Origin of the sequence: Neisseria dumasiana (genome assembly GCF_022870885.1) — a bacterium.
Classification (GTDB): domain Bacteria; phylum Pseudomonadota; class Gammaproteobacteria; order Burkholderiales; family Neisseriaceae; genus Neisseria; species Neisseria dumasiana.
Window position 1 is genome coordinate 784,126 of sequence record NZ_CP091509.1, and the last position, 26,979, is coordinate 811,104.

General features: G+C 52.8%; 25 protein-coding genes. 7 read left to right on the top strand and 18 right to left on the bottom strand.

Annotated features, from left to right (window positions below):
- Positions 1 to 111: 111 nt before the first annotated feature.
- The 6 genes from LVJ88_RS03580 to lgt form a co-directional block, all read right to left on the bottom strand.
- A complete protein-coding gene (locus LVJ88_RS03580) occupies positions 112 to 1,422 on the bottom strand; it encodes an MFS transporter (RefSeq protein WP_085418649.1) in 1,311 nt (436 codons plus the stop codon).
- Positions 1,406 to 1,615: a cbb3-type cytochrome oxidase assembly protein CcoS gene (ccoS, locus tag LVJ88_RS03585; RefSeq protein ID WP_054598924.1), complete on the bottom strand. Its 210-nt coding sequence runs from the start codon at positions 1,613 to 1,615 to the stop codon at positions 1,406 to 1,408. Before ccoS ends, LVJ88_RS03580 begins: the two co-directional genes overlap by 17 nt.
- Complete coding sequence (locus tag LVJ88_RS03590) at positions 1,616 to 1,933, bottom strand: HLGFF motif protein (RefSeq protein WP_054598925.1); 318 nt, start codon at positions 1,931 to 1,933, stop codon at positions 1,616 to 1,618.
- Positions 1,934 to 2,000: 67 nt separating this feature from the next.
- Positions 2,001 to 3,044 (bottom strand): anthranilate phosphoribosyltransferase, encoded by a 1,044-nt coding sequence (gene trpD, locus LVJ88_RS03595; RefSeq protein WP_054598926.1) that lies wholly within the window; start codon positions 3,042 to 3,044, stop codon positions 2,001 to 2,003.
- Positions 3,045 to 3,120: 76 nt separating this feature from the next.
- A complete protein-coding gene (locus LVJ88_RS03600; RefSeq protein WP_054598927.1) occupies positions 3,121 to 3,705 on the bottom strand; it encodes an aminodeoxychorismate/anthranilate synthase component II in 585 nt (194 codons plus the stop codon).
- A 77-nt stretch (positions 3,706 to 3,782) separates the two neighbouring features.
- Positions 3,783 to 4,640, bottom strand: a complete 858-nt coding sequence (gene lgt, locus LVJ88_RS03605) for a prolipoprotein diacylglyceryl transferase (RefSeq protein WP_085418648.1) — start codon at positions 4,638 to 4,640, stop codon at positions 3,783 to 3,785.
- A 324-nt stretch (positions 4,641 to 4,964) separates the two neighbouring features.
- Here lgt and putP point away from each other — a divergent pair, with 324 nt between their 5' ends.
- A complete protein-coding gene (gene putP / locus LVJ88_RS03610) occupies positions 4,965 to 6,461 on the top strand; it encodes a sodium/proline symporter PutP (protein ID WP_054598969.1) in 1,497 nt (498 codons plus the stop codon).
- Positions 6,462 to 6,815: 354 nt separating this feature from the next.
- Here the strand turns inward: putP and LVJ88_RS03615 are convergent, their stop codons facing one another.
- The 3 genes from LVJ88_RS03615 to mnmA form a co-directional block, all read right to left on the bottom strand.
- On the bottom strand, positions 6,816 to 8,444 hold the full coding sequence (locus LVJ88_RS03615) for a CTP synthase (RefSeq protein WP_085389683.1): 1,629 nt from the start codon (positions 8,442 to 8,444) through the stop codon (positions 6,816 to 6,818).
- Positions 8,445 to 8,564: 120 nt separating this feature from the next.
- Positions 8,565 to 10,235, bottom strand: coding sequence for an AMP-binding protein (locus LVJ88_RS03620; RefSeq protein WP_085418647.1), 1,671 nt, complete (start codon positions 10,233 to 10,235; stop codon positions 8,565 to 8,567).
- 65 nt (positions 10,236 to 10,300) lie between these two features.
- A complete protein-coding gene (gene mnmA / locus LVJ88_RS03625; protein WP_085418659.1) occupies positions 10,301 to 11,401 on the bottom strand; it encodes a tRNA 2-thiouridine(34) synthase MnmA in 1,101 nt (366 codons plus the stop codon).
- Positions 11,402 to 11,618: 217 nt separating this feature from the next.
- On the opposite strand from mnmA, the gene panD reads away from it, so the two are divergent.
- Both panD and kdsA read left to right on the top strand, forming a co-directional pair.
- Positions 11,619 to 12,002 (top strand): aspartate 1-decarboxylase, encoded by a 384-nt coding sequence (gene panD, locus LVJ88_RS03630; RefSeq protein WP_054598931.1) that lies wholly within the window; start codon positions 11,619 to 11,621, stop codon positions 12,000 to 12,002.
- Positions 12,003 to 12,076: 74 nt separating this feature from the next.
- Entirely contained in the window at positions 12,077 to 12,919 is an 843-nt protein-coding gene (gene kdsA, locus LVJ88_RS03635) for a 3-deoxy-8-phosphooctulonate synthase (protein WP_054598932.1), read from the top strand.
- A 90-nt stretch (positions 12,920 to 13,009) separates the two neighbouring features.
- On the opposite strand, the gene LVJ88_RS03640 is transcribed toward kdsA, so the two are convergent.
- Entirely contained in the window at positions 13,010 to 13,678 is a 669-nt protein-coding gene (locus LVJ88_RS03640; protein ID WP_085418646.1) for a DUF3108 domain-containing protein, read from the bottom strand.
- A gap of 23 nt (positions 13,679 to 13,701) precedes the next feature.
- Positions 13,702 to 14,328 (bottom strand): phosphoribosylglycinamide formyltransferase, encoded by a 627-nt coding sequence (gene purN, locus LVJ88_RS03645; protein ID WP_085418658.1) that lies wholly within the window; start codon positions 14,326 to 14,328, stop codon positions 13,702 to 13,704.
- Between the two features lie 318 nt (positions 14,329 to 14,646).
- Here purN and LVJ88_RS03650 point away from each other — a divergent pair, with 318 nt between their 5' ends.
- Positions 14,647 to 15,453: a DUF4198 domain-containing protein gene (locus LVJ88_RS03650; protein ID WP_085418645.1), complete on the top strand. Its 807-nt coding sequence runs from the start codon at positions 14,647 to 14,649 to the stop codon at positions 15,451 to 15,453.
- Positions 15,454 to 15,711: 258 nt separating this feature from the next.
- On the opposite strand, the gene LVJ88_RS03655 is transcribed toward LVJ88_RS03650, so the two are convergent.
- The 5 genes from LVJ88_RS03655 to LVJ88_RS03675 all read right to left on the bottom strand — a co-directional run bounded on the left by LVJ88_RS03655 (position 15,712) and on the right by LVJ88_RS03675 (position 21,088).
- The gene (locus tag LVJ88_RS03655) at positions 15,712 to 16,170 is read right to left on the bottom strand and encodes a ProQ/FINO family protein (RefSeq protein ID WP_085418644.1); all 459 of its coding nucleotides are present in this window, start codon (positions 16,168 to 16,170) and stop codon (positions 15,712 to 15,714) included.
- A 413-nt stretch (positions 16,171 to 16,583) separates the two neighbouring features.
- Complete coding sequence (gene aroC / locus LVJ88_RS03660; protein WP_416171755.1) at positions 16,584 to 17,789, bottom strand: chorismate synthase; 1,206 nt, start codon at positions 17,787 to 17,789, stop codon at positions 16,584 to 16,586.
- A gap of 215 nt (positions 17,790 to 18,004) precedes the next feature.
- Positions 18,005 to 18,361 carry a SpoIIAA family protein gene (locus LVJ88_RS03665; RefSeq protein ID WP_085356262.1) on the bottom strand — a complete coding sequence of 119 codons (357 nt, stop codon included), beginning with the start codon at positions 18,359 to 18,361 and terminating at the stop codon, positions 18,005 to 18,007.
- A gap of 27 nt (positions 18,362 to 18,388) precedes the next feature.
- Positions 18,389 to 19,291 carry a DMT family transporter gene (locus tag LVJ88_RS03670; RefSeq protein ID WP_085418640.1) on the bottom strand — a complete coding sequence of 301 codons (903 nt, stop codon included), beginning with the start codon at positions 19,289 to 19,291 and terminating at the stop codon, positions 18,389 to 18,391.
- Positions 19,292 to 19,357: 66 nt separating this feature from the next.
- Positions 19,358 to 21,088 (bottom strand): potassium/proton antiporter, encoded by a 1,731-nt coding sequence (locus tag LVJ88_RS03675; protein WP_244694195.1) that lies wholly within the window; start codon positions 21,086 to 21,088, stop codon positions 19,358 to 19,360.
- A gap of 237 nt (positions 21,089 to 21,325) precedes the next feature.
- Here LVJ88_RS03675 and LVJ88_RS03680 point away from each other — a divergent pair, with 237 nt between their 5' ends.
- The 3 genes from LVJ88_RS03680 (at position 21,326) to rpoH (ending at position 25,037) form a co-directional block, all read left to right on the top strand.
- On the top strand, positions 21,326 to 22,204 hold the full coding sequence (locus LVJ88_RS03680; protein ID WP_085356265.1) for a DUF808 domain-containing protein: 879 nt from the start codon (positions 21,326 to 21,328) through the stop codon (positions 22,202 to 22,204).
- Between the two features lie 132 nt (positions 22,205 to 22,336).
- Positions 22,337 to 23,881 (top strand): apolipoprotein N-acyltransferase, encoded by a 1,545-nt coding sequence (gene lnt, locus LVJ88_RS03685; RefSeq protein WP_085418638.1) that lies wholly within the window; start codon positions 22,337 to 22,339, stop codon positions 23,879 to 23,881.
- 292 nt (positions 23,882 to 24,173) lie between these two features.
- Positions 24,174 to 25,037 (top strand): RNA polymerase sigma factor RpoH, encoded by an 864-nt coding sequence (rpoH, locus tag LVJ88_RS03690; RefSeq protein ID WP_054598943.1) that lies wholly within the window; start codon positions 24,174 to 24,176, stop codon positions 25,035 to 25,037.
- 58 nt (positions 25,038 to 25,095) lie between these two features.
- Here the strand turns inward: rpoH and ftnA are convergent, their stop codons facing one another.
- Together ftnA and LVJ88_RS03700 are read right to left on the bottom strand one after the other, a co-directional pair.
- Positions 25,096 to 25,596 (bottom strand): non-heme ferritin, encoded by a 501-nt coding sequence (gene ftnA, locus LVJ88_RS03695; protein WP_054598944.1) that lies wholly within the window; start codon positions 25,594 to 25,596, stop codon positions 25,096 to 25,098.
- A gap of 391 nt (positions 25,597 to 25,987) precedes the next feature.
- A complete protein-coding gene (locus LVJ88_RS03700) occupies positions 25,988 to 26,884 on the bottom strand; it encodes a tyrosine-type recombinase/integrase (protein WP_085418637.1) in 897 nt (298 codons plus the stop codon).
- Positions 26,885 to 26,979 lie beyond the last annotated feature (95 nt).

Consider the following 26,979-nt stretch of genomic DNA (forward strand, 5'->3'; position numbering starts at 1 on the left):
TTGGGCGGATGGTGTGAAGGGTAAATCTTTGAAGCGTATGTGATGCCGCTTTGGTGAAAATAAAGTGTGAGGCCGTCTGAAACTGTTCAGACGGCCTCATGTGTTTGGTAATCAGTTGATACGGAAATAGTGTTTCAAATCCTGCCAAAAACGCGGTTCGAGTTTGAGCAGGTAGGCAACCAGCGGTATGTTGCCCAGTGCTACCACGAGATAAAGCAGGGTAATGCTGTCGAAGGCAAACAGCAGTAATGCGCTCAACAGTGCTGCCGTTACCATAAACATACCGTTAACGATATTGTTGGCGGCAATGGCATGGGCGCGGAAGGTTTCGCTGCTGGCGGTTTGCAGCCAAGTGTAGAGCGGCACGGAGAAAAAGCCGCCGAAGAAACCGATGGCGATCATGGTAAGGATAACCGGATAGGCGTTGGCTTGAGACAAAAACCAGCCGATGCCTTGAAGCTGTTCAAAACGTTGGCCGTAAGTCAGCCATACCAACAGCAGCCCGCTAACGGTTAAGCCCGCGCCGCCTATGGCGACCAGCCCCAGATGCAGGCGTTGGTGGCTGACTTTGGCGCACATGATCGAACCGGCGGCGATGCCTATCGAAAACAGGGCCAGCATCAGGTTGAATACGTTGTCGTTGCCGCCGAGATGGATTTGCGTGAAGGTAGGCAGCTGGGTGGTATAAACCGCGCCGACAAACCAAAACCATGAAATGCCGATAATGGCTGTGTAAAGTTCGCGCTGTGCGAATGTTTCTTTCAACAGCACCCAAGTGCCTTTGGCGATATTGGGTTCGATGCGTGTGGTTGGGTCTTTGGCAGCGACAGACGGCATAAACAGGCTGGCGGCAGTGCCTGCTATGGCAACGGCCATCACCATCATGCCGACGAAATGGGGCGGAATGCCCGCCACGGCGGTGCCGAGAATCTGGCCGAACAAAATGGCGATAAACGTGCCCGATTCGATCAGGCTGTTGCCCATAATCAGTTCTTTGTTGTTGAGATAGTCGGGCAGGATGGCGTATTTCAGGGGGCCGAACAAGGTGGATTGGGTGCCCATGCAAAACAGGCAGAACAGCAGCAACGGAGCCGATTGGATATAAAAACCGTAGGCTGCCGCCGTCATCACCAGAATTTCGAGTAATTTGATTACCCGTGCCAGTTTGGCTTTATCGAATTTGGTGCTCAGTTGTCCGGATACGGCCGAAAACAGAAAGTAAGGCAGAATGAACAGCAGCGCGCCGAGATTGAGCATTTGGCTGGCCGGCAGCACGGTGTTTTGGCCCAGACCGTAGAAGCTGATCATCACAAACAATGCGGTTTTAAACAAGTTGTCGTTAAACGCGCCTAAAAACTGTGTGCCGAAAAGTGGCGCGAAACGGCGGCCGGTTGAAAAATTCAGGTTATCTTTCAGGCTCATTTTCGGGCTTTTCTCGGTTTTCGCTATTGCCGGTTTCGTTTTGTGCGGCGGTGTCGTCGTCATCCATGATGATGCGGTGGGCAGGGCCTTCCAAGTCATCAAACTGCCCGTTTTTGCCGGACCACCAGAAAAAATAAGCAATCAGAAAAGCCAAAATAATGCTGATGGGTATCAGGATAAAGATGCTTTCCATTTAGATCGTTCCTGTCAGATCGTTGAGCACCAGCGTTTGCCCGCCGATGCTGAGATATTCGTTGCGGAGGCGGCCGATAAGGGATTCGTCGTCGAATAAAACCACATGGTCTTTTTCTGTTTTCCAGTAGAGCGGCTTTCCGCATTCTTCGTAAAAGGCAATGGCGCGTGCGGCGGCGGCGTCTTGCGGTGCGGTTTCGCTTTGTGCCTTCACGGCAAAGCGGCCGCTTGAAGGCGGCTGCCCGGATTCATCGTCGGGCAGCATAATGAAAAAGCCCAGATGTTCGCCTTGTTGCGTGTGGATGCTGAAGTAGTGCATGTTTTCAGACGGCCTTATGGATGGGGGCGGTTTTAACGGATAACGGCGGATGTGCAGATGGTCAAGTTTATGCGTTCTGCTCCGCCGCTGCCTGCCGGGTATAGTCGATAAATGCCTGCTGTTTGGCTTTGGCTTTGCCCGAATCGATGGCTTGGGCGGCGGCGGCCACGCCTTCTTGCAGCGAAGGTACGATATCGCCCGCATACAGGCAGGCGGCGGCATTGAGCAATACGATGTCGCGCGCGGCTCCGGTTTCGCCTGCCAACACGCGGTTCATCATGGCGAGCGATTCGGTGCTGTCGGCTACGCGGATGTCGTCGAGGTTGGCGTAAACGGGCAGGCCGAATTGGTCGGGCGTGATGTCGTATTCGCTGATGCGGCCGTTATGCAGCTCGGCCACGCGGGTGGCGCCGGTAATGGTGATTTCATCGAGGCCGTCGCTGCCGTTGACCACTAAAACGTGGCGCGAGCCGAGTTGTTGCAGCACGCGCGAGAGAATGCCGCACAAGTCGATATGAAACACGCCCAAAAGCTGGTTGGGTGCGCCTGCGGGGTTGGTAAGCGGGCCTAAAATGTTGAAGATGCTGCGGAAGCCCAATGAACGGCGCACAGGGGCAACGTAGCGCATGGCACTGTGGTGGTTGGGGGCGAACATAAAGCCGATGCCGATATTGTCGATGCTGCCGCCGACTTGTTCGGGAGAAAGGTTAAGGCTTGCGCCCATTTGTTCCATAACGTCTGCCGCGCCGCTGGAAGACGACACCGAACGGCCGCCGTGTTTGGCTAATTTGGCTCCGGCGGCTGCGGCCACAAACATGGCGGTGCTGGATATATTGAATGTTTGCGCGCCGTCGCCGCCGGTACCGACGATATCGACCAGATGGGTGTTGTCCTGCACGGGCACGGGGGTGGCAAATTCGCGCATGACGGCGGCGGCGGCGCTGATTTCGGACACGGTTTCCACTTTGATGCGCAGGCCGGTAAGAATGGCGGCAATCTGTTCGGACGGAACCTGACCGCTCATAATCTGGCGCATCAGGTCGGTCATTTCGTCGTAAAAGAGTTCGTTATTGTCGATAAGGCGGGCAATGGCTTGCTGCGGGGTAATCATCGGGGTGTTGCCTTTAAACGGATAAGTTTTCGTGAAGGCCGTCTGAACGGTTTCAGACGGCCTTTGGTATATGTAATCAGGCCGTCTGAAAGTCGGCAAATTCTTTTAAGAAATTATCGAGCATTTCGTGCCCGTGTTCGGTGAGCAGGGCTTCGGGATGAAACTGCACGCCTTCGATGGGAAAATGCTTGTGGCGCACGCCCATGATTTCGCCGTCTTCCGTCCACGATGTCACTTCCAAGCAGTCGGGCAACGTATCGCGGTCGATAACCAAGCTGTGGTAGCGGGTGCAGGTTACGGGATTGGGCAGCTCTTTGAACATGCCGCGGCTGTGGTGGTGCACGGGCGATACTTTGCCGTGCATCAGCGTTTTGGCACGCACCACGTTGCCGCCGAACGCTTCGCCCATGGTTTGATGGCCGAGGCAGATGCCCATAATCGGCAGTTTGCCGGCAAAATGCTGCATGGCGGCTACCGAAATGCCTGCTTCTTTGGGCGAACAGGGGCCGGGGCCGATAACAAGGTATTGCGGTTTGAGGGCGGCGATTTCTTCTAATGTGATGTCGTCGTTGCGGCGCACCACCACTTCTTGGCCGAGTTCGGCGAAGTATTGGACGATGTTGTAGGTAAAGCTGTCGTAGTTGTCGATCATTAAAAGCATGATGGTTTAACTTTCATAAGGCCGTCTGAAACGGCTGGAGCGTTCAGACGGCCTGTCATACGGATGGCAAGCGCCGGTTATTTTAAAGGTTCGTTGCGCTTGCCGAAACAGATAAAGCCGATAATGCCGAGCACAATCATCGGTACGCTCAACCATTGCCCCATAGACAAACCCAAACTCAGCAGGCCGAGATAGTCGTCGGGTTGGCGGGCATATTCGGCGATAAAGCGGAAGATGCCGTAGCCTGCGAGAAACACCATAGATGTTTGACCGACCGGGCGCGGCTTTTTAGAAAACAGCCACACAATCACAAACAGGCTGATGCCTTCGAGCGCGAATTGGTAAAGCTGAGAAGGATGCCGCGGCAGCATACCGTATTGCGCCAACCATTCTGCCCATTGCGGGTTGTGTGCGGCAGCGGAGGCATCTTCGTGGCGGGCCTGCGGAAAACCCATGGCCCAGAAAGCGTTGATGTCGGTAACGCGACCCCACAGTTCGCCGTTGATAAAGTTGCCGATACGGCCGGATGCCAAGCCCAGCGGCACCAGCGGGGCAACGAAATCAGCCACGCGCCAAAAACCGATGTTGCGTTTGCGCCCGAACAGCCACATGGCAACCAACACGCCCAAAAAACCGCCGTGGAACGACATACCGCCTTCCCACACTTTCAAAATATCGCCGGGGTTTTGCATGTAGTGTGAAAACTTGTAGAACAGCACATAGCCCAACCGCCCGCCGAGAATCACGCCCAATACGCCGTAAGTCAGCAAATCGTCGAGCATTTCTTTGGTAAAAACGGTGTTGCCTTGGCTGATGCGCCGTCTGCCGAGCCAGATAAACAGAACGAATGCGAGAATATAGCTGAGCGCATACCAGCGGATTGCCAGCGGGCCGAAGCTGATCAGTTCGGGGCTGAACTGCGGATGTACCATCATAATCATGCTGCCTTGATGTGTTTTTTAAGGCGGCTATTATAACAGTTGGCATTCAAATTAGGGGCGTTACCGTTCAGACGGCCCGATTGGGCTTTGAGCGGGGACATGCTTTGTTCGAGTGCCGTCTGAAACGGTTTTTTCAGACGGCACATTGCCCGTTTGAGCGCCGTTTGTCAGGCAAAATCAACGCAGATTAACGAATCTTGACTTAAATCAAGCCCTGCGGTTAAATGCCGATGCAGGTTTTCAACGGAACCGGCAGCAGAAAAGAAATAAAAGCGTCGCGTTTTCATGCGGCTTTTCCATTTAGAAATCGAGGTTTATATGGGCAATTTTAATCCGATGTACGTTACCTTCGGGATATACCTGATTGCAGTATTGCTGATCGGTATGGCGGCATATTATTCCACCCGCAGTTTCGACGACTATATTCTCGGCGGCCGCAGTTTGGGCAGCTTTGTTACCGCGATGTCGGCAGGTGCTTCCGACATGTCGGGCTGGCTGTTGATGGGCTTGCCCGGTGCGGTTTACGCCAGCGGTTTGAGCGAAGCATGGATCGCCATCGGCCTGACAGTCGGCGCTTATTTCAACTGGCGTTTGGTGGCGGGCAGGCTGCGCGTCCACACCGAATACAACAACAATGCCTTAACGTTGCCCGATTATTTTTTCCACCGCTTCGGCAGCAAAGGTGCGGCAATGAAAGTGATTTCCGCCGCCATCATTCTGTTTTTCTTCACCATCTATTGCGCTTCGGGCATCGTGGCCGGCGCACGTCTGTTCCAAAGCCTGTTTGACGTTACCTACACTCAAGCCATGTGGCTGGGCGCGGGCGCAACCATTGCCTACACCTTTATCGGCGGCTTCTTGGCCGTGAGCTGGACGGATACGATTCAGGCAACCTTGATGATTTTCGCCCTGATTCTCACGCCGATTATGGTTTATTTGGCGTTGGGCGGAGCCGATGAAATGAATGCCGCTATCCAAGGCGTTGCCGCTTCAACCGGCAAAGAATACGGGAGCCTGCTCGCGGGCACCACGCTGATGGGCATTATTTCCACCGCCGCATGGGGCTTGGGCTATTTCGGCCAGCCGCACATTCTGGCGCGTTTTATGGCGGCCGAAAACGTGAAATCGCTGGTGTCCGCCCGCCGCATCGGCATGACGTGGATGATTCTGTGTTTGGCCGGAGCCTGTGCCGTCGGCTATTTCGGCATCGCTTACTTCGGCGGCCATCCCGATCAAGTAGCGGCCATGGGCGGCAACAACGAGCGCATCTTTATTGCCTTGACCACCATTCTGTTCAACCCGTGGATTGCCGGCGTGATTCTTTCCGCCATTCTTGCCGCCGTGATGTCCACGCTGTCTTGCCAACTGTTGGTATGTTCCAGCGCGATTACCGAAGACTTCTACAAAGGCTTTTTGCGCCCCGATGCACCGCAAAAAGAGTTGGTTTGGGTAGGCCGCCTGATGGTGTTGGCCGTGGCTGTGATTGCCATCATTATCGCCGCAGACCCCGAAAGCAGAGTGTTGGGATTGGTATCTTATGCTTGGGCGGGCTTCGGCGCTGCCTTCGGCCCCGTAGTGATTCTGTCGGTATTCTGGAAACGCATGACCGCCGCCGGAGCATTGGCCGGTATGATTGCCGGAGCATTGGTTGTGGTGGCATGGAAACCGTTAACCGGCAGCAGCCTGTATGAAATCGTTCCCGGCTTCATCGCCTGCTTTATCGCCGTGGTTGCCGTATCGCTGATCGGCAAAGCACCGAAACAAGTGGAAGAGAAGTTTGAAGAGGCAGATAAAGCCTATCAGGCAGCAAAATAAACCGCTGTTGATGCCGATATGATTGAGGCCGTCTGAAATTTCAGACGGCCTTTTGTTTAGACGGCTCAATAAAAAGTGTTAACGGCTGCTTGCTATAAAAAGCCGGGAACTTTGCATAATCAGCCATGGTTTTGAAATGCCTGTATCTAAAACCAAATCATAGTCTCGGATACATGACCACCCTGTGAAGGCTGCTTGTTGTTTGGAGGCCCTTTTAGCGAAACTCACAAAATTCACTTTCAGACGGCATGGCGGCAAAGGCTACCGATAAAACGGGTAGTTGTTGTCAATAAAAAAGCTCCCTGTTAACGGGAGCTTTTTTATTAGGCTGAAACAATTCTGTTTCGTTTTTCCTTACGCCTTTTTGTTGGCCAAAGCCGCTTTAATGTAAGCGGTAAACAGCGGGTGGCCTTTACGCGGCGTAGAGGTAAATTCCGGATGGAACTGGCAGGCGAAGAACCACGGGTGCTCGGGCAGTTCGATGGTTTCCACCAAACGCTCGCGGCCTGCGGATACACCGCCGATCACCAAACCGGCTTGTTCGAGCTGCGGCAGGAAGTTGTTGTTGACTTCGTAGCGGTGGCGGTGGCGTTCTTTGATTTCGGTGCTGCCGTAGATTCTGGCGGCGAGGCTGTCGGGTTTTAGTTCCACTTCTTGTGCGCCCAAACGCATGGTGCCGCCCAAGTCGGTGTTTTCGTCGCGTTTTTCCACGCTGCCGTCGGCAGTTTGCCATTCATCGATTAAGGCAACGACGGGATAAGCCGTTTTCAGATCGAACTCGGTTGAGTTTGCGCCTTCCATGCCGGCAACGTCGCGTGCGTATTCGATGAGTGCAATCTGCATACCCAAGCAAATGCCCAGATAAGGCACTTTGTTTTCACGCGCGTATTTCACAGCGGCGATTTTGCCTTCTACGCCGCGGATACCGAAACCGCCGGGCACTAAAACGGCATCCATGCCTTTCAGGCAGTCGGTGCCTTCTTTTTCGATGGCTTCGCTGTCGATGTAGGTAATCTGCACGTCGGTTTCGGTGTGGATGCCGGCGTGTTTCAGGGCTTCGGTGAGCGATTTGTAGGATTCGGTGAGATCGACATATTTGCCGACCATGGCGATTTTAACGGTGTGTTTCGGGTTTTTAATCGCGTAAACGATTTTTTTCCACTCGGTTAAATCGGCCTGTTGTACGTTTAATTGCAACTGCTCGCAAATGATGTTGTCGATGCCTTGGCTGTGGAGCATTTCTGGGATTTCGTAAATGCTGTCGGCGTCGTAGCTGCCGGCCACGGCGCGCTCTTCGACGTTGCAGAAGAGGGCGATTTTGCGTTTTTCTTCATCGGGCAGGATGCGGTCCATGCGGCAGATGAGCACGTCGGGCTGGATACCGATTTCGCGCAATTCTTTAACGGAATGCTGGGTCGGTTTGGTTTTGATTTCGCCCGCTGCGGCAATGTAGGGAACGTAGCTCAGGTGGACAAACAGGGTGTTGTTGCGGCCGAGCTGGCTGCGCATTTGGCGGATGGCCTCCAAGAAAGGCAGCGATTCGATGTCGCCCACGGTGCCGCCGATTTCGACGATGGCGACATCATGGCCTGCCGCGCCTTCGTGGATTTTGCGTTTGATTTCGTCGGTGATGTGCGGGATAACCTGCACGGTGCCGCCCAAATAGTCGCCGCGGCGTTCTTTGGCAATCACATGTTCGTACACTTGGCCTGCGCTGAAGCTGTTGCGCCTGAACATGGTGGAGTTGATAAAACGCTCGTAGTGGCCGAGGTCGAGGTCGGTTTCCGCGCCGTCTTCGGTAACGAACACTTCGCCGTGCTGGAAGGGGCTCATGGTGCCGGGGTCGACGTTGATATAGGGGTCGAGCTTGAGCATGGTTACTTTCAAGCCGCGCGATTCGAGAATGGTGGCAATAGAAGCGGCGGCGATACCTTTACCGAGTGAAGATACGACGCCGCCGGTTACGAAAATAAATTTGGTCATGATGTTTACCGCTCGTTTTGAATGCGTGATTTTACCTTGAATGGGGTTTGCCTTCAACTTTAGAGGCCGTCTGAAAAAACGATAATGCTTGCTTTCAGACGGCCTCTCGGTGCTATGTGGTTAAGATTTTTGGGCTTCTTCGCGCAGTTCGCGGCGGAGGATTTTGCCGACGTTCGATTTAGGCAATTCGTCGCGGAATTCGATGTCTTTCGGCACTTTATAGGCGGTCAGCTCGGTGCGGCAGAAGGCGATAAGCTCTTCTTTGGTAAGCGAAGGGTCTTTTTTCACAACGAAAAGTTTGAGCGCTTCGCCGGTTTTTTCGCTGGCTACGCCGATACAGGCCACTTCGAGCACTTTGTCGTGGTGGGCGACCACTTCTTCGATTTCGTTGGGATAAACGTTGAAGCCGGAAACGACAATCAGGTCTTTTTTACGGTCAACCAGTTTGAACCAGCCTTTTTCGTCGACAACGGCAATGTCGCCGGTTTCGAGAAAGCCGCGGCCGTCGATGGTTTTGGCGGTTTCTTCGGGGCGGTTCCAATAGCCTTTCATCACTTGCGGGCCGCGCACCCACATTTCGCCGGGTTGTCCTACCGGTACTTCTTTGCCGTCGGCATCACGCAGTTCGATTTCGGTGGAGGGCACGGGCAGGCCGATGCTGCCGGTGTAGGAAGGAATGCTGAGCGGGTTGCAGCATACGCCGGGGCTGGCTTCGGTGAGGCCGTAGGCTTCGACAATCGGCGTGCCGGTGATGTTTTTCCATTTTTCGGCCACGGGTTTTTGGGTGGCCATGCCGCCGGCAAGGGTGAGTTTGAGGGCGGAAAAGTCGATTTCGGCCAGTTCGGGGCGGTTGACCATGGCGTTAAACAAGGTGTTTACGCCGATGAATACGCTGATTTTTTCTTTTTTCAATTCGCCCATGAAGCCTTTCATGTCGCGCGGATTGGTAATCAGCAGGATTTTGGCACCGGCTTGGGTGAAGATCATCAGGTTAATGGTTAAGGCCAAGATGTGGTAGAGCGGCAGGGCGGCAATCACGATTTCTTTGCCGGGTTCCAATAAATTTTTAATCCATTCGGCGGCCTGCTGCATATTGGCGCAGATGTTGCCGTGGGTGAGGATGGCACCTTTGGCCACGCCGGTGGTGCCGCCGGTGTATTGTAGAAAGGCGGTGTCGTCGCGGGTGAGGGTAACCGGCGTGAACGGATGCGCCGCACCTTGTTTTAAGGCCGTCTGAAAAGGAATGATGTTGGCGATGCGGTATTCGGGTACCATTTTTTTGACTTTGCGTACCACAAAGTTCATCAATTTGCCTTTCAGCCCGAACATGTCGCCGACGGTGGCGACAATCACGTTTTTCACTTTGGTGCGTGGCAAAACCAGTTCCAGCGTGTTGGCGAAATTTTCCAGCACCACGATGGTGGTCGCGCCGCTGTCGTTAAGTTGGTGTTCAAGTTCGCGCGGGGTGTAAAGCGGATTGGTGTTGACCACGATCATGCCTGCTTTCAAGGCACCGAAAAGGGCGATGGGGTATTGCAGCAGGTTGGGCATCATGATGGCAACGCGTTCGCCGCGCGGCAGTTTGAGGGTATTTTGCAGGAACGAGGCGAAGTTTTCGGCCAGCTTGGCGGTTTCGGCGTAGGTGAGGGTTTTGCCCATGTTTTGAAAAGCAGGCAGATGGCCGTGTTTGCTTACGCTTTCTTGAAACACTTCGATAATCGAGTTGTAGCGTTCGGTGTCGATTTCGGCATGGATGCCTTGCTCGTAGCTTTGGAGCCAGATTTTTTCCATAAAGTGAGTTTCCTTGTTGTGAGGCCGTCTGAAAATCAGGTTGGCTTTTTCAGACGGCCTGACTGTTATTGTGTAATGATAACGGGTTTGTCGGTAGCCGTAATGATGCCGCCGCCCAAGCATACGTCGCCGTCGTAGAGTACGGCGGATTGGCCGGGGGTAACGGCCCATTGCGGTTCGTCGAACAGCAGCTCGGCGGTTTCGTTGTCGATGTAGCGCAGTTCGCACGGCGCATCGGCCATGCGGTAGCGGGTTTTGCAGGTGTAACGGCCTTCGGCGGGGCGTTCGGGCAGTGTCCAGCTTAAATCGTTCATGGTCAGGCTCTTGGTGTAGAGCAGCGGGTGGTCGTGGCCTTGTACGACGATTAATTGGTTGCGGGTCAAATCTTTACCGGCAACAAACCACGGTTCGCCTGCGCCACCGATGCCCAAACCCTTGCGCTGGCCGATGGTGTAGAACATCAGGCCGACGTGTCCGCCTACTTTTTTGCCTTCTGGCGTAACCATGTAGCCGTTGTCGGTGGGCAGGTATTGTTGCAGGAACTCGCGGAACGGGCGTTCGCCGATAAAGCAGATGCCGGTGCTGTCTTTTTTGGCGGCGGTCGGCAACTCGGCCTCGGCGGCAAGGCGGCGCACTTCGGGTTTTTCCAAGTCGCCGAGCGGGAAAATGGCGCGTTGGAGCTGGTGCGGTTTGAGGCGGTATAAAAAGTAGCTTTGGTCTTTATTGTTGTCGAGACCTTTGAGCAGGTAGTGCACGCCGTTGCGCACTTCTTTGCGGGCGTAGTGGCCGGTGGCGATCACGTCTGCGCCTTGTTCGATGGCGTAGTCGAGAAAGCATTTGAATTTGATTTCGGCGTTGCACAATACGTCGGGATTGGGCGTGCGGCCTGCCGAATATTCTGTGAGAAAATAAGCGAATACGTTGTCTTTGTATTGGGCGGCGAAGTTGACGATGTCGATGTCGATGCCGATGATGTCGGCCACGGCGATGGCATCAAACGAGTCTTGTTTGATGCTGCAATATTCGTCGTTGTCGTCGTCTTCCCAGTTTTGCATGAAAACGCCGCGCACTTGATGGCCTTGCTGTTTGAGCAGATACGCGGTTACGGATGAATCAACGCCGCCGGATAGGCCGACGATGATGTTTTGCGGAGTGGATGTGTGCATGTTTGCGGTAGTGTAAACATAATTTAAATGATTGGCGGATTTTAACATTTTTAAGCGGTTTATCACCACCGCGGCGGCATGTGCGCGTGTGCTGCGGGTAAGTGCTTGGAAAGATTTGTTGAAAAAGACGGGTTTAATGGGTGTACAATAGCGCCTTTTTTCAGACGGCCTCCCAAGCCGTATCTCATACGCTTTACCATAGAAAGAAACACGCATCATGTTCCGTACCATGCTCGGCGGCAAAATCCACCGTGCCACCGTTACCGAAGCCGATTTGAACTACGTCGGCAGCATCACCATCGACCAAGATTTACTCGACGCAGCAGGCATTTGCGTGAACGAGAAAGTGCAAATCGTCAACAACAACAACGGCGCGCGCCTTGAAACTTATACGATTCCCGGCGAGCGCGGCAGCGGCGTAATCTGCCTCAATGGTGCCGCAGCGCGCTTGGTGCAGAAAGGCGATATTGTGATTATTATGTCGTATGTGATGATGAGCAGCGAAGAAGCCGCCAAACACGAGCCGAAAGTGGTTTTGGTGAACGAGAAAAACAAAATCCGCGGCATCATTCATTACGAACCGCCGCATACCGTTTTATAAATCAAACCGTAAGGCCGTCTGAAAACATTGCTCTGTTATTTTTCAGACGGCCTCAAACCAAGCGAGGCCATATCATGAACGTTAACATCAAAAATATTACCGTAGCCAACGATGCGCCGTTTACCCTGTTCGGCGGCATCAACGTGCTGGAAGATTTGGATTCCACCCTTAAAGCCTGCGAACATTACGTTAAAGTAACCGACAAACTCGGCATTCCCTATGTGTTCAAAGCCTCGTTCGACAAGGCCAACCGTTCGTCTATCCATTCTTACCGCGGCGTCGGTTTGGACGAAGGCATGAAAATCTTTGCCGCCGTGAAAAAAGAATTCGATGTGCCGGTGATTACCGACGTGCACGAGCCGTACCAATGCCAGCCCGTTGCCGAAGTATGCGACGTCATCCAACTGCCCGCATTTTTGGCGCGTCAAACCGATTTGGTGGTGGCGATGGCGAAAACAGGCAATGTTATCAATGTGAAGAAGCCGCAGTTTTTAAGCCCTTCGCAAATGAAAAACATCGTGGAAAAATTTAAAGAAGCGGGTAACGAGCAAGTGATTTTGTGCGAACGCGGCGCACAATTCGGCTACGACAATTTGGTGGTCGATATGCTCGGCTTCGGCGTGATGAAGAAAACCTGCGGCAATCTGCCGGTGATTTTCGATGTAACCCACTCGCTGCAACAGCGCGAATCGGGTGCCGCCGCATCGGGCGGCCGCCGCAGCCAAGTGCTTGATTTGGCACTCGCAGGCATGGGAACGCGCTTGGCGGGTCTGTTTTTGGAATCGCACGCGAATCCCGACGAAGCCAAATGCGACGGCCCGAGTGCGCTGCCGTTAGCAAAATTGGAAGATTTTTTGGTGCGCGTGAAAGCGGTTGACGATGTAGTGAAATCGTTTCCGGTGCTGGCTATCGACTGATACAGCTAAAGCCATTGGATAAACATAAGGCCGTCTGAAAAAAGTTTTCAGACGGCCTTATGTTTTGGCTGAATCCTTAAGGCAAAGGCATCAAGGCTTAACGGCTTGACCGTTGATTTTAATACTTGTCAGTTTCAAATCATAGGTTTTGCCGTCGTCGGTGTAAGTGATTTGGGCAGGTATGTTGTTAAACGCCGGTGCAAAAGCGTAATTTACCGTGCTGTCGCCGCGTTGGATGCGGTATTTGTTCACTTCGGTGCTGCCGCCGCTGATTTTGTATTGGCCGCTGCCGGTTTTGTTCAGGCCGCCGACACGGTAGATTTTTTTACCGTTGGTAATGCGCAGGCCGGAGGGCAGGGAGGCATCGTTGGCGGCCAGCTGCCACGCGAGGGTGAACAAATCCATGGTGGTGCCGGAAGCAGCTTCGGTTTTTTGTTCGCCCGCTTTGCCGTAGGTAACTTTGCCGCCGCCGAATTTGGCTTCGGCATAGGTTTTGCCGCCGCGCACATCTTTATAGTAGGAAGGAATCAGGCGGTTGCCGGAAATGGTGCCGCCGGATTCAAAGCGGATGTTGTACAGCGGCACTTTGATATGGGAAACGATTTTGTAGCTGTTGCCGTTGCGGTTGAAAGTCATGGTGGCGGGGATGCCGTAGCTGCCCGAATATTTCAGTTCGGCCGATTGCGGCAGCTCGGCCGCAGATACGGATAAGGGAGCGGCCAAAGCGAGTGCGAGCAGCGGCAGGCTAAATGTTTTCATAATGGGATCCTCTCTCGGAAAATTCAGGCCAGCAGTTGGGATTCAATGTGGGCCGAAGGTGTGCGGATAACGCGGTTGCCGTTTATGTTCAGACGGCCTGCGGCAAAATCTGCCACGGCTTGTGGAAATAATTGGTGTTCTACTTTTAAAACCCGTGCCGCCAGTGTATCGGCGGTGTCGTCGTCGAACACCGGCACGGCGCCTTGTGTGATTATGGGGCCGCAGTCCAGTTCGGGTGTCACAAAATGAATGGTGCAGCCGGCAATGCGGCAGCCCGCTTCGATGGCGCGTTCGTGGGTGTGCAGGCCGGTGAAGGCGGGCAGCAGGGAAGGGTGGATGTTGATCAAACTCCCTTCGTAATGGCGGCAAAACTCGGGGGTAAGAATGCGCATAAAGCCTGCCAACACGATTAAATCCGGCTGATAAGCATCGATTTTTTCCATCATTGCGCGGTCGAACGCCGAGCGGTCGGCAAATTGCTTGTGGTTCAGGCTGTCGGTAGCAATACCGCGCTGCGCCGCCCAAGCCAAACCGGCGGCGTGTTCGTTGTTGCTCAACACGGCGGCAATACGCACATTGGGGATTTGGGCATCAACAATGGCCTGCATATTGCTGCCTCTGCCGGAAATCAGGATAACGATGTTTTTCATATTCAGACGGCCTTGAAAGGGGATTAACATATCGCCGCATTGGTTGTGCTGCAAGGGCATTAGCCTAATTTAACGGCTTTTTAATGAAGGTTGTAACAATTTGCTGCCGTGCAGCATACGGCTTGAGCGGCTTGGCAAGCCGAGGCGTATTGTATCAAGAGGAAAGAGCCGTTTGAACCGTTTCAAACAGCCTGAAATCTTTTTTAAACCTTTATCTGTCAGGAGTTTTTACACAGGCCGCGGGCTTTTCTTTTGGTTGATATTTGTTATATTATAACAACCTGTTCAATCCGATACCGACCATTCAGAGAGGAAAAGATGAAAAAATACAGCGCATTTGCTTTGGCTGCTTTGCTTGCAGCCGCTTCGGCACACGCCCACCGCGTATGGGTGGAAACCGCGCACACGCACGGCGGCGAAATTTTGAAAGCGGAATTGGGTTATGGCGAGTTCCCCGATATGGAACCGATTGCGAAAGACCGTCTCCACATTTTCCGCAAACCGATGCAGCTGGTTACCGAAAAGGGCAAAGAAGATTTGGTGCAAAAAGGCGAGCACAATTACCAATACCAAAGCAAAAAGCCGGTGAAAGACGGCAGCTATCTGGTGACAGCCGAATACCAGCCTACTTTCTGGTCTAAAAACAAAGCAGGTTGGAAGCAGGCCAGCATTAAAGAAATGCCCGATGCCGATTATTGCGAACAAACCCGCATGTACGGCAAAAACATTGTGAATGTAGGCCATGAAAGTGCCGACACCAAAATCATTACCCGTCCGGTAGGCCAAGGTTTGGAAATCGTGCCGCTTGATAATCCTGCCAATATTCATGTGGGCGACCGCTTCAAGGTGCGCGTGTTGTTTAACGGCGAACCGCTGCCGGGTGCGGTGGTAACGGCCACTTTCGACGGTTTCGACAACAGCGACCGCAGCAAATCGCACAAAGTGGAAGCGCAGGCGTTTTACGATAAAGCGGGTGACGACGGTACGGTAGATATTATCCCGTTGCGCCAAGGTTTTTGGAAAGCGATGGTGGAGCACAAGGCGGATTATCCCGACCAAAAAGTCTGCCAAAAACTCGCCAGCTATACTACGCTGACTTTCCAAATCGGACATCAGGCACATTAACGGGGATGAATGGCTACGGCAAAAAAACTTTATTTCTGCTAGGGCAAGGCGCAACAATGCCGTAGTATAAAGTTAAGTTGATTGACCATGGCCCCAAGTTAAACCTGAAAAAACGAAACCGCTTGCAAACAGAACGGCAAGCGGTTTTTTTCAGACGGCGGGATGTTTTATAGAGTTTTTATAAAGTTATGGATAAAAAGCTTTAGGCCGTCTGAAAAATCGTATTCAGACGGCCTGTTAGCAGAAGAATAAAGATGATTATTTGGCAGAAGCAGAAGGCTCGGCTTGCTCGGTATTATCCGCAGCGTTTTCGGGTTGTGCCTCGGCTTTTTTCGCTTCCGCCGCAGCTTTACGCTCGGCTTGTGCGGCAAGGGCTTGTTGTACTGACGGATGCTGTTGGGCAACAGCCTGCTCTTCGGGGCTTACTTCGCCTTTGAAGCGGTTGTTCAAATCGAAGCGTTTGCCGCCGCGTGCCAATGCTTTGAGATAGCGGGGGCGGCGGCAATGATTGGCCAATACGCGGGCAATCAGAGCCGGATCGAATTGCGGCAGGGCGGTGACGAGATCTTGATCGATGCCGACGGCCAAGGGTTTGAAGCGTTTGAATACATCGTATTTGTTGTAGATGTAGTCGGCAATCATATCGGTTTGTTTCTTTTTGCTCATGGTTTGCACTGCGGTTTTGAGCGCAGCACCCAAAGCGGTTTCCTTCGTCATGTCGGTTTCCTGTGGTAAAGCTTGTGTTTTAAATGCCGGATTCGGCCATCCGGTTTGTTTAAGGGGCAGATGCTGTGTTGTGCCGGGCGGTTGGGCGGCGGTTGCGTGTCCGCTACGGCTTCGGCTTTAAGGGGTGTGCCGGTTCGGCGCTGCTGCACGGCAAGCGGTTTTGGGTTAAACACGCCAAGCTCTTTGCAAAATTGCCGGTTGATAACACACCCGTAATATTCAGACGGCCTGAACATACTCAGGCCGTCTGAAAACTGTTTGATGCGCCTGAGGCTCGATGGTTCGCCACAAATATAAGATTTTGCGCATTTTATTATAAAGCGGATTTTTTTGCTAAGATTTTATATCTGTTTTTAATAAAGTGAGAGGCCGTCTGAATGGTTTTCAGACGGCTTTCGAGTCTATTACCTGTTTGCGGCGATATCGGGTGTGCTCACGCTCACATCGGCATTTTGTGCACGGTGGCGCAGGACATGATCGATCAGCACCAGGGCAAGCATGGCTTCGGCAATCGGAGCGGCGCGCAGGCCGACGCAGGGGTCGTGGCGGCCGTGGGTAGCCAATTCGACAGGGTTGCCGTGTATGTCAATCGAGCGGCGCGGGGTGGCGATGCTGCTGGTGGGTTTGACGGCGATGTTTGCCGTGATGTTTTGGCCGGTGCTGATGCCGCCCAAGATGCCGCCTGCGTGGTTGGATAAGAAACCTTCGGGAGTAAGTTCGTCGCCGTGTTCGCTGCCGCGCTGGGTAATGCAGCCGAAACCTGCGCCGATTTCTACGCCTTTGACGGCGTTAATCGACATCATGGCATGGGCGATGTCGGCATCCAAACGGTCGAATACGGGTTCGCCCAAGCCGACGGGCACGTTGCGGGCTTCGATAGCGAGTTTGGCGCCGACCGAATCCAGCGATTTGCGGATGCTGTCCATATAGTTTTCGAGTTCGGCAATTTGGCTTTGGTTGGCGGCAAAGAAAGGATTGTTGCCGATGTGTTCGTAGCCTTCGAAGGCGATGGTTTTTTCGCCGACTTGGGTAACGTAGGCGGTGATTTCGGTGCCGAATTGTTCTTTCAGCCATTTTTTGGCCACCGCTCCGGCGGCAACGCGGGCGGCGGTTTCTCGGGCGGAGCTGCGGCCGCCGCCTCGGTAGTCGCGGATGCCGTATTTGTGCCAGTAGGTGTAGTCGGCATGACCGGGGCGGAAGCTTTGGGCGATGTTGCCGTAGTCTTTGCTGCGCTGGTCGGTGTTGCGGATGAGCAGGGCAATCGGGGTGCCGGTGGTTTTACCTTCAAATACGCCGGAAAGGATTTCCACTTCGTCGGCTTCGCGCCGTTGGGTAACGTGGCGGCTGGTGCCGGGCTTGCGGCGGTCGAGGTCGGTTTGGATGTCGGCGGCGTTTAATGCAAGCCCGGGCGGGCAGCCGTCGATGATGCAGCCCAATGCGGGGCCGTGGCTTTCGCCGAAAGTGGTTACGGTGAAGAGTTGTCCGAATGTATTGCCTGCCATGATTTTTGATGTGGGAAAGTGGATATTGGCGGCAAGTGTAGCATAAAAGGCCGAGACCTTTGCAAAACCCTCATTTGCGGCGCATTTCTGCGTTGTGCGCTGCCCGATCGTTTGCCTATCTGTATGATATGTCTGCACTCGCTGTGCTGCTACGCCTTGAACTGCATCCGCATCTGAGGGTTTTACAAAGGTATCAGGCCGTCTGAAACGGAGTGGGGCGGGCGAAATCGCCGTATGCGTTTGGGAAGGAGTTTGCTGTAAAACACAAAACCGCTGCGGCTTGATCGGCAGGGCAGCGGTTGCGGGCTTAAAATGATACGGACTTATTCGGAGCGGGCCTGCTGGAGCCATTGTTGGGCAGATGCGGCATCATCGAAATATTTGGGATGCTGTTGGGTAATCAGGCTGGAGAGGCGGGTGCCCAGTTTGATCCATACGTCGTCTACCACGATGGCGATGCGGCCGAAGTCGTCTTCGTGTTCACGCATGAATTTCAGCTGTTCGATAGCCATGTCGATGGTGAAATCTTTAAGCATGCTTAAATCGAGCAGCATATCGGGGCGGTGGATTTTTTGTGTGCATTCGAGCGCGGCACGTTCAAATTCATAAAAGTCTTCCACTGTAAACTCGTTATACAGAGCCACATTCAAACCATAATCCTGTTCGCGGATGGAAATCATCATGCACTCCTTTTAAATTGCAGTTGGTTATTTAGATAATCTGAATGTGCGCAGCCGTGAAGGGTTTAGGCTGCTCAAGATACCGCTTGCCACAATAATACCCATTCCCAGAACTTCCTGCCAGCTGATTTTGTCGCCCAAAAACCAAACGCCTGCAAGTGAGGAAAAGACAACTGTTAAATAAGAAAGAGATGCTACGGTGAATTTTTTGCCTACTTTATAAGCGCGGGTCATACACAGTTGGGCAATCATGGCGGAAAGGCCGATGCCGACGAGATGGGGCAGGGTTTGCCATGAAAGGCTGTGCCAGCCGGTATATGTAGCCCATACGCTCGATAAAGCCATGCCGACCACAGAAAGGTAAAACACAATCCGCCAACCCGGTTCGCCCAGCAGCGAAAGTTCGCGCACGAGCAGATAAGCCCAAGCGGCAAGCAGGCCGCCGCACAGGCCGACTAAGGCGGCAAATTCCTGCCCGCTTTGAAAAGAAGGGTTGAGCAGCACGACTACGCCGATAAAGCCCAAAACCAGCACGGCCGCTGTGTAGGAAGAAATTTTTTCTTTTAAAACAATAAACGATAAAACGGCAAGAAAAATCGAAGAGGTGTAGCCGAGGGTTACGCCGGTTGCCAGCGGCAAGTGCATGATGGCGTAAAAAATGCACAGCATACCCAAGGTGCCGGATATGCTGCGGTTCAAATGCGCTTTCCAATGCGGTGTGCGGAAGCTTTTGCCTTGTGCTTTGGCACTGATGCCGAGAAAAAGGGCGGCGAAACCCATCCGCCAAAATACCAGTTCGCCGGTGCCGAGAGAGAATTTTTGCGAGGCACTTTTTACCAAAAGGTTCATCAGGGTAAAGCAGACGGCAGCAATAATCATCCAGCCTGAGCCGAGCGGGTCTTTGTATGGAGGGTGGGCGGTTGTGTTCATGGGTTTGCAGTTTCGGCAAAAAGGCAGGCCGTCTGAAAGTGTTCAGACGGCCCGGTTAGCATTCGTTCAGCTCGGGCATTTCAAGCCCAGCCATTTCATTGAACCGTCTTGCTCAAGCTCTTTCACGGTTAAGATGAAATCGCCGATGTGGATACGGTCGCCTTCTACGGGCACATTGCCTTCGAAGCGTTTTTTAAACAGCCCGCGCAAAGTCAGGTTGCGTTCTTCTTCTTCCAGCCGCAGCCCGTAAGCATCGGCCAGGTCGCCGGCCATGCTGGCGGGATTGACCACGAATTCGCCGAAGAAGTTGAAGTTGACGCGCACGGAGTTGCCGGTTTCGGAAAAGCGTTTGGCGATGGTATCCACTTGTTCGGGCGGCACGATGTACCAAGCAATATCGCCTGCCTGCAAGCGGGTATCCAGCCCCAGCTCTTCGCGTTTGTCGTTGCGGATGAGGGCGAAGCAGCGGGTGGAAAGCAAGTCTAAATCTTGGGCCACTTCGTCGGGGTGCATGCCTTCCGCATCCGAATCGGCAACCACTTCATAAGCCAAAAGCGGCACCGATTCGCTTTCGGAAAGCCATATCTCGCGGCTGTCTTTCGGCTCGGGTTTGGGCGGCACGGTTACTTTCAGCCAGCGGGCGACAATCGGAATGGTTGTGCCCTGAATCAATAACGACAAAATCACCACGGCAAAAGCCACATCGAACAGCAGCCGCGCATTAGGCACGCCCATCACCAAAGGCATCATGGCAAGGGTAATCGGCACGGCACCGCGCAAGCCTACCCAGCTGATGTAGGCCATTTCGCGCATGTTGTAGTGGAATTTCCAAATGCCGCTGGCCACGGCAAGCGGGCGGGCAACCAGCATTAGGAAGGCGGCAATCGCCAATGCGTCCAAACCGTGTTCGAGCAGGCGGGAAGGCGTAACCAGCAGACCCAGCACCACAAACATGCTGGCTTGTGCCAACCATGCCAAACCGTCCATCACGCGTAAAACATGCTCGGTGGCGTGGCTGTGGCGGTTGCCTACGATGATGCCTGCCAGATAAACGGCTAAAAATCCGCTGCCGCCGATCAGGTTGGTAAAGGCAAAAATCAACAGGCCGCCTGAAACAATCATCAGGGCATACAGGCCTTCTGCCAAATTCAGACGGCGGGTGAGGCGGGAAAGGATTTTACCGCCGATAAAGCCCAACAGCAGACCGAAACCGAGCTGCTGCACCAGCATCCATAAAAATGCAAATACGCCCGCTTCTTCGGGGTTCATGGTTAGGGCGATTAATGCCGTTACGAGAAAAATCGCCATCGGGTCGTTGGCGCCCGATTCGATTTCCAAAGTGGCCTGCACCCGTTCGTTTAAGCGCACGCCGCTGTTGCGCAGCAGGCTGAATACGGCACCGGCATCGGTAGAGCCGACAATGGCGGCCATTAAAATACCCAGCCGCCAATCCACATCCATATAAAGTGTGGCAAAAATGCCTAATAGTGCCACGGTGGCAATCACGCCCCAGCTGGCCAACACCGAAGCGGGTTTGAGTGCGATGCGGAAGCTGTCGAGCTTGGTGCGCAGGCCGCCGTCGAGCAGGATCACGGCTAAAGAAAGTTGCCCGATTAAAGTGGCGGTAACAAAGTTGTTAAAGGCGATTCCGCCGATACCGTCTTCGCCGGCCAACATGCCGACGCCGAGAAACATCAATAACAGCGGCAGCCCCAGCCGGGCTGAAAGTGTGGTGGAAACAACGCTGAGAAACAGCAGCAATCCCGCCAGTAAGAATAAGGTGTTGATTCCGTCCATAATGTTGTGTGTGTAGTATGCGGTAAAACGGCGGTATTTTAGCACAAAACACTATATTCCCCGTGAGAGCAGGCGGCTTGGAAAGGCGGATGCAGCACTTCCGGCGTGCGGTTTCAGGCATTTGCCGCGCTATGCGGTTCAGACGGCCTGCCAACCATTGGTCGGGCCGTCTGAAAACAAAATGCCGAAATCGGCTATAATGCGCGCTATTTCAAACTTGTTGTTCAGGAAACACTTATGGCCTTTGCCTCTCTTTTTACTTTGCTTGACGATATTGCCTCGGTATTGGACGACGTGGCAGTGATGACCAAAATGGCGGCGAAAAAAACCGCAGGCGTGGTAGGCGACGATTTGGCCTTGAACGCCAACCAAGTTACCGGCGTTTCGGCCGAGCGCGAGCTGCCGATTGTGTGGGCTGTCGCCAAAGGTTCGATGATTAACAAAGTGATTTTGGTTCCTGCGGCATTGCTTTTGTCTATCTTCATACCGTCGCTGATCAAACCGCTGCTGGTTATCGGCGGGGCGTTTTTATGTTTTGAAGGGGTGGAAAAACTGCTGCACAAGTTTTTAAACAAACACAGCGGTCATGATCACAATGCGGCGGTGGGCGATGAAATCGTAGATGAAAAAACCAAAATCAAAGGCGCCATCCGCACCGATTTTATTTTGTCGGCCGAAATCATCATTATTGCGTTGGGTGTGGTGGGCAGCTACGGCGTGCTGACCAAATCGCTGGTGTTGTCGGTTATCGGTATCGGCATGACGGTGCTGGTGTACGGTTTGGTGGCCGGCATTGTGAAGATGGACGATTTCGGCATGTGGCTGATGAACAAAACCAGCACCGCCGCCCGTGCGTTGGGTAAAGGCATTATCCTGTTTATGCCGTGGTTTATGCGTGCTTTAAGCGTAGTCGGCATGTTGGCGATGTTTTTGGTGGGCGGCGGAATCATTGTTCACAACATCGACTTCGTTCACCACCTGCTTGAAAAATACGGTGTGGTCGAAGGCTTGGCCAGCTATCCCGCCACGTTGCTCGTCGGCCTGCTGACCGGTGCGGCGGTGTGTGCCGTGGTGCTGCCGGCCATGAAGCTGTTCGGTAAAAAAGCGGCGCATTAAACAATTTATTAAAGGCCGTCTGAATCATGTTTTCAGACGGCCTCAAATCTTAATGGCAACCGTTTTCAGGCATCGGCAATACATTGCCAAGCCTTGTGCCCATCCCAACCCAATCCGAGCCAAACACATCTTATGAATGTTTTTTACCAAGCCGAAACCATATGGCGGAAACCCGCGGTTTATTGGCCGTTGCTGACAGCCATCGCCGCCGCCACTCCTTTAACATTCGCACCGTATTACCATTTTTGGCTGATGCCTTTACTGTTCGGTGCTTTAATCAAGCTCACCGAGCTGCGCCCGCATTATGCGGCGAGAAGTGCTTATCTCTTCGGCTTGATCGGCTACACCGCACAGTTTTATTGGATTCACACGGCACTGCATACCGTGTCGGGCTTGCCCAATCTGTATGCCGTTCCCTTAACCTTTCTGCTGCCGGCTTTTTTGGCTTTGTATCCTGCTACCGCTTTTTGGCTGGCCGGAAAATTCAATCTCCCGCGAAGTGTGCGTATCGGCTTGGTGCTGCCGATAGTATGGACGATAACCGAATTTGCCCGCGAACGCCTGCTTACCGGCTTTGCGTGGGGCGCGCTGGGTTATTCGCAGATTGCCGAAAACAGCCCTTTGGCCGGTTTCGCACCATTGGGCGGCATTCATTTGGTTACGCTGGCCACCGCTTTCACCGGCGCATGGCTGGTGTTGCTGTTGGACGGCAAAGGCCGTCTGAAACAACGTGCCGTGGCCGCAAGCGCATTGGCGGCAGTATTGTTGGCAGGTTATGCAGCCAAACAGATCGAATTTACCCGGCCAAACGGCAGTTCCGCCACCGTTGCCTTGGCACAGGGTAATATCCCGCAAACATTAAAATGGACGCCCGAGCAATTCTGGCCCACGGTTGAGCGTTATTACGAACAAGTGGCGGGCAGCCGCGCCGACATTGTTATTTTGCCCGAAACCGCCATCCCCATGATGCGGCAGGATTTGCCCGATGGTCTAATTGCCCAATTTGCCGAACAGGCACGGTCTAACGGCAGCGCATTGGCCGTAGGCATCAGCCAATACACTTCAGACGGCCGCGACTATGAAAACGCCGTTATCAACCTTTCGCAATTCAACAACCAAACCCCCGACCGTATTCCGTACTACGCCAAAAACCATTTGGTGCCCTTCGGCGAATACAAACCGCTGCCGTGGCTCACCGAGCCTCTGTATCAATTGATGAACATGCCTTTGGCCGATTTCAAACGCGGCGGCGATATCCAAACCCCGTTTCAGATGGCCAATCAGAAAGTTGCATTTAATATTTGTTACGAAGACGGTTTCGGCGACGAATTAATCGCATCGGCCAAACAATCTACCCTGCTGGCCAACGCCAGCAATATGGCTTGGTATGGAAAATCCAATGCCATGTTCCAGCATTTGCAGCAATCGCAGGCGCGGGCGTTGGAGCTTGGCCGCTACATGGTGCGGGCCACCAATACCGGAGCCACCGCGATTATCGACCCGAAAGGCAGAATCGTCAGCCAAACCGTGCCGGATACCGAAGCGGTGTTGGAAGGAAAAATCGAAGGTTACACCGGTGAAACACCTTATATGAAAACGGGCGGCTCGCTGCCCTTGGTGATTTTGCTGGCAGTTGCCGCAGCTGCATTGTTTATATGGGGCAAACGGCGCAACTAAGACCTTTCAGACGGCCTGTTGCATGCCGTAAAAACACACCATCTAAGGGCCGTCTGAAACGATAAATTCACACAATATGTATAATCTGTGTTTTAATGTGAACCAATCTTGATAAAAACACTCAAATATTATAAATTAATCAAAATTTCAAAAATACAAAATTTTACCTATTATGTATTGAACCCATACACGGAAATTCTGTTTAATAAGAAAACCGGGCATCCGGTAAACCACAGAGGCTCAGGCATCCGCCGCAAGCCTTGCACAATATAAGGAAAGCCAACTAATGACAATGAATAACGCCTTTGCATTACCCGTCCCCAGCGGCCATGGTAGCTTGGAGCAGTACATTCATACCGTAAACAATATTCCCATGCTTTCTGCCGAAGAAGAAACCCAATTGGCGGAAAGACAACAAAAAGGCGATTTAGAAGCCGCCAAACAACTGATTCTTTCACATTTGCGTGTGGTTGTTTCGATTGCACGCGGTTACGACGGCTACGGCCTCAACCAAGCCGACTTGATTCAAGAAGGCAACATCGGCCTGATGAAAGCCGTTAAGCGTTTCGAACCCACCCGCGGCGCACGTTTGTTTTCATTTGCCGTACATTGGATTAAAGCAGAGATTCACGAATTTATTCTGCGCAACTGGCGTTTGGTGCGTGTGGCAACCACCAAGCCGCAACGCAAGCTGTTTTTCAATCTGCGCAGCATGCGTAAAAACCTGAATGCCCTGTCGCCCAAAGAAGCACAGGAAATCGCCGATGATTTGGGCGTGAAACTTTCGGAAGTGCTGGAAATGGAACAGCGCATGACCGGTCGCGATATCGGTATTCTTGCCGAAAACAGCGACGACGAAGACAGCTTCGCCCCGATTGATTGGTTGGCCGACAACGACAGCGAGCCGACCCAGCAAATCGAGCAGAAAGCCCACTATGCCCTGCAAACCGAAGGTCTGCAAAACGCATTGGCCAAACTCGACGACCGCAGCCGCCGCATCGTAGAAACCCGTTGGCTGCAAGACGACGGCGGTTTGACTTTGCACGATTTGGCTGCCGAATACGGTGTGTCTGCCGAACGTATCCGTCAGATCGAGGCCAAAGCAATGCAGAAGCTGCGCGGTTATCTTTCTGAAGACGCGGAAGAAACTGTTTAAGGTTTGAATGATGTAAAAAGGCCGTCTGAATTTTCAGACGGCCTTTGCCGTATCAGGCTTATTTGCCTGCAGCTACCAATCCGGCCAAGTCTTTATCAACGTGATACAGACCTTTACCGTCGTTGCCTACCAAATTGATTTTGTCCAAAATCGACTTAAACAAGCGTTCTTCTTCGTGTTGTTCCGACACATACCATTGCAGGAAGTTGAAAGACGAATAGTCTTTTTCACTAAAAGTAGCTTCCACTAATTCATTGATTTTCTGCGTAATCATTTTTTCGTGTTTATACACGGCTTCAAACATTTCTTTCAAGCCCTTGTAGTTGGTTTTCGGAGCGGGAATCGTACCGATTTCAGGCATGGAGCCGGTTTCGCTCAGGTAGTCGAAAAGCCGGTGCATGTGTTCCATCTCTTCGGCCGCATGTGTTTTTAAAAATGCCGCGGCACCTTCAAATCCTTTGCTGTCGGCCCAAGCAGACATTTGCAGATATACGTTGGAAGAATAAAACTCAAGATTTAACTGCTCGTTCAGGTGTTTGACGATTTTTTCAGACAACATGACATCACTCCTTTGTAAAGGGTTGAGGGGAAATGGTTGAAAAACGGTGGTGTGTGCAATAGGGCGGGCGGCTTGTTAAAAATGCGTCCGAGAAGATTGCTGTTGTTATTGGCTAAGTTTTTATGAACTGCGTTGGTGTGGTAAGGCGATGATTCCGCTTTTATCTTTGAATGTTATGGTGCCGGAAATATCCGTACATACAAAGATAACACATTCAGATTAATTAAAAAATGATATAGGTTATCATTTGATTAAAGTTGGGTAAGCGTTTTGAAAAATACCCGTAGCGGGATGTGGTGATTTGAGGCCGTCTGAATTTTCAGACGGCCTGTTTGGTGTTGTTGTATTCAATATTTGGAGAGCATGACTGTTTGAGCCAAGAAACGTGCGGCTACTTTTTTTTGCGTTTGGAGCGCGGATGGGCGTCGTCATATACCTTTGCCAAGTGATCGAAATCCAGTTTGGTATAAATTTGGGTGGTCGATAAACTGCTGTGGCCGAGCAGTTCTTGTACCGCCCGGATGTTTTGTGCCGACTGGAGAAGGTGGCTGGCATAGCTGTGACGCAGCATGTGCGGGGAAATGTGTTGCGTGCTGCCTTGCGCCAAGGCCCAGTCGCGCAAACGGTTTTGAATCTGACGTACGCCGAGACGTTTGCCCAAGCGGTTGGTAAACAAAGCAGATTCATCGGCCGAAGCAATGCGATGCGGCAAATAGGCTTCAATGGCTTGGATACTTTTTGCCGTTAACGGTACGCGGCGTTCTTTGCTGCCTTTGCCTGTTACATTCACCCAGCCTTCTTGCAGCAGCACATCGCTTAGGTTTAATGCGTTCACTTCGCTAACGCGCAAGCCGCTGCCGTACATCAGTTCAAACAGGGCGTGATCGCGTATGCTTAGCGGTTCGTCGCCGCTATGCCGGTCGAGCAGTTGGTTGAGCATTTCCTGCTCCAGAGCCTTGGGCAGCCGTTGCGGGGCTTTGGGTGCTTTGAGCGTTTCGGTCGGATCGGCCTGCATCAGCCCTTGCTGCACCAACCAAGCGCAATATTGCCGCCAGACGGATAGTTTTCTGGCCATGCTGCGTTCGCCGGTATTTTTTTGCGACAGGTTTTTCAGTGCGGCAACGAAGTGTTTGCGGGACGCAGATTCGTTGTGTGAATCAGGGGGGAACAAGCCTGCAAGCTGGGTTAAATCGCGCCGGTAGGCGGCAACTGTATGCGCGGATTTTCCTTGTTGCGTCAGGGTTTGGAGATAGTTGTCTTGATGGTCGAAAAAACGGGAAATCTGCATGGTTTGAAGCTTCGGCGAAAAAGGCGCTGGAAAGGCTTGATGTGGTATATAGTCAATCAACTTAACTTTTACTAAAACGTTGCTGCCCTTAGCTC

Coding starts and splice junctions, on each gene's coding strand:
- ccoS (WP_054598924.1), bottom strand. CDS start 1,615: ATGGAAAGCATCTTTATCCTGATACCCATCAGCATTATTTTGGCTTTT.
- LVJ88_RS03675 (WP_244694195.1), bottom strand. CDS start 21,088: ATGGACGGAATCAACACCTTATTCTTACTGGCGGGATTGCTGCTGTTT.
- LVJ88_RS03600 (WP_054598927.1), bottom strand. CDS start 3,705: ATGCTTTTAATGATCGACAACTACGACAGCTTTACCTACAACATCGTC.
- LVJ88_RS03700 (WP_085418637.1), bottom strand. CDS start 26,884: ATGCAGATTTCCCGTTTTTTCGACCATCAAGACAACTATCTCCAAACC.
- kdsA (WP_054598932.1), top strand. CDS start 12,077: ATGAACGTTAACATCAAAAATATTACCGTAGCCAACGATGCGCCGTTT.
- LVJ88_RS03640 (WP_085418646.1), bottom strand. CDS start 13,678: ATGAAAACATTTAGCCTGCCGCTGCTCGCACTCGCTTTGGCCGCTCCC.
- LVJ88_RS03620 (WP_085418647.1), bottom strand. CDS start 10,235: ATGGAAAAAATCTGGCTCCAAAGCTACGAGCAAGGCATCCATGCCGAA.
- LVJ88_RS03665 (WP_085356262.1), bottom strand. CDS start 18,361: ATGATTTCCATCCGCGAACAGGATTATGGTTTGAATGTGGCTCTGTAT.
- purN (WP_085418658.1), bottom strand. CDS start 14,328: ATGAAAAACATCGTTATCCTGATTTCCGGCAGAGGCAGCAATATGCAG.
- rpoH (WP_054598943.1), top strand. CDS start 24,174: ATGAATAACGCCTTTGCATTACCCGTCCCCAGCGGCCATGGTAGCTTG.
- trpD (WP_054598926.1), bottom strand. CDS start 3,044: ATGATTACCCCGCAGCAAGCCATTGCCCGCCTTATCGACAATAACGAA.
- mnmA (WP_085418659.1), bottom strand. CDS start 11,401: ATGCACACATCCACTCCGCAAAACATCATCGTCGGCCTATCCGGCGGC.
- lnt (WP_085418638.1), top strand. CDS start 22,337: ATGAATGTTTTTTACCAAGCCGAAACCATATGGCGGAAACCCGCGGTT.
- panD (WP_054598931.1), top strand. CDS start 11,619: ATGTTCCGTACCATGCTCGGCGGCAAAATCCACCGTGCCACCGTTACC.
- putP (WP_054598969.1), top strand. CDS start 4,965: ATGGGCAATTTTAATCCGATGTACGTTACCTTCGGGATATACCTGATT.
- LVJ88_RS03580 (WP_085418649.1), bottom strand. CDS start 1,422: ATGAGCCTGAAAGATAACCTGAATTTTTCAACCGGCCGCCGTTTCGCG.
- LVJ88_RS03650 (WP_085418645.1), top strand. CDS start 14,647: ATGAAAAAATACAGCGCATTTGCTTTGGCTGCTTTGCTTGCAGCCGCT.
- lgt (WP_085418648.1), bottom strand. CDS start 4,640: ATGATGGTACATCCGCAGTTCAGCCCCGAACTGATCAGCTTCGGCCCG.
- ftnA (WP_054598944.1), bottom strand. CDS start 25,596: ATGTTGTCTGAAAAAATCGTCAAACACCTGAACGAGCAGTTAAATCTT.
- LVJ88_RS03615 (WP_085389683.1), bottom strand. CDS start 8,444: ATGACCAAATTTATTTTCGTAACCGGCGGCGTCGTATCTTCACTCGGT.
- LVJ88_RS03680 (WP_085356265.1), top strand. CDS start 21,326: ATGGCCTTTGCCTCTCTTTTTACTTTGCTTGACGATATTGCCTCGGTA.
- LVJ88_RS03590 (WP_054598925.1), bottom strand. CDS start 1,933: ATGCACTACTTCAGCATCCACACGCAACAAGGCGAACATCTGGGCTTT.
- LVJ88_RS03655 (WP_085418644.1), bottom strand. CDS start 16,170: ATGACGAAGGAAACCGCTTTGGGTGCTGCGCTCAAAACCGCAGTGCAA.
- LVJ88_RS03670 (WP_085418640.1), bottom strand. CDS start 19,291: ATGAACACAACCGCCCACCCTCCATACAAAGACCCGCTCGGCTCAGGC.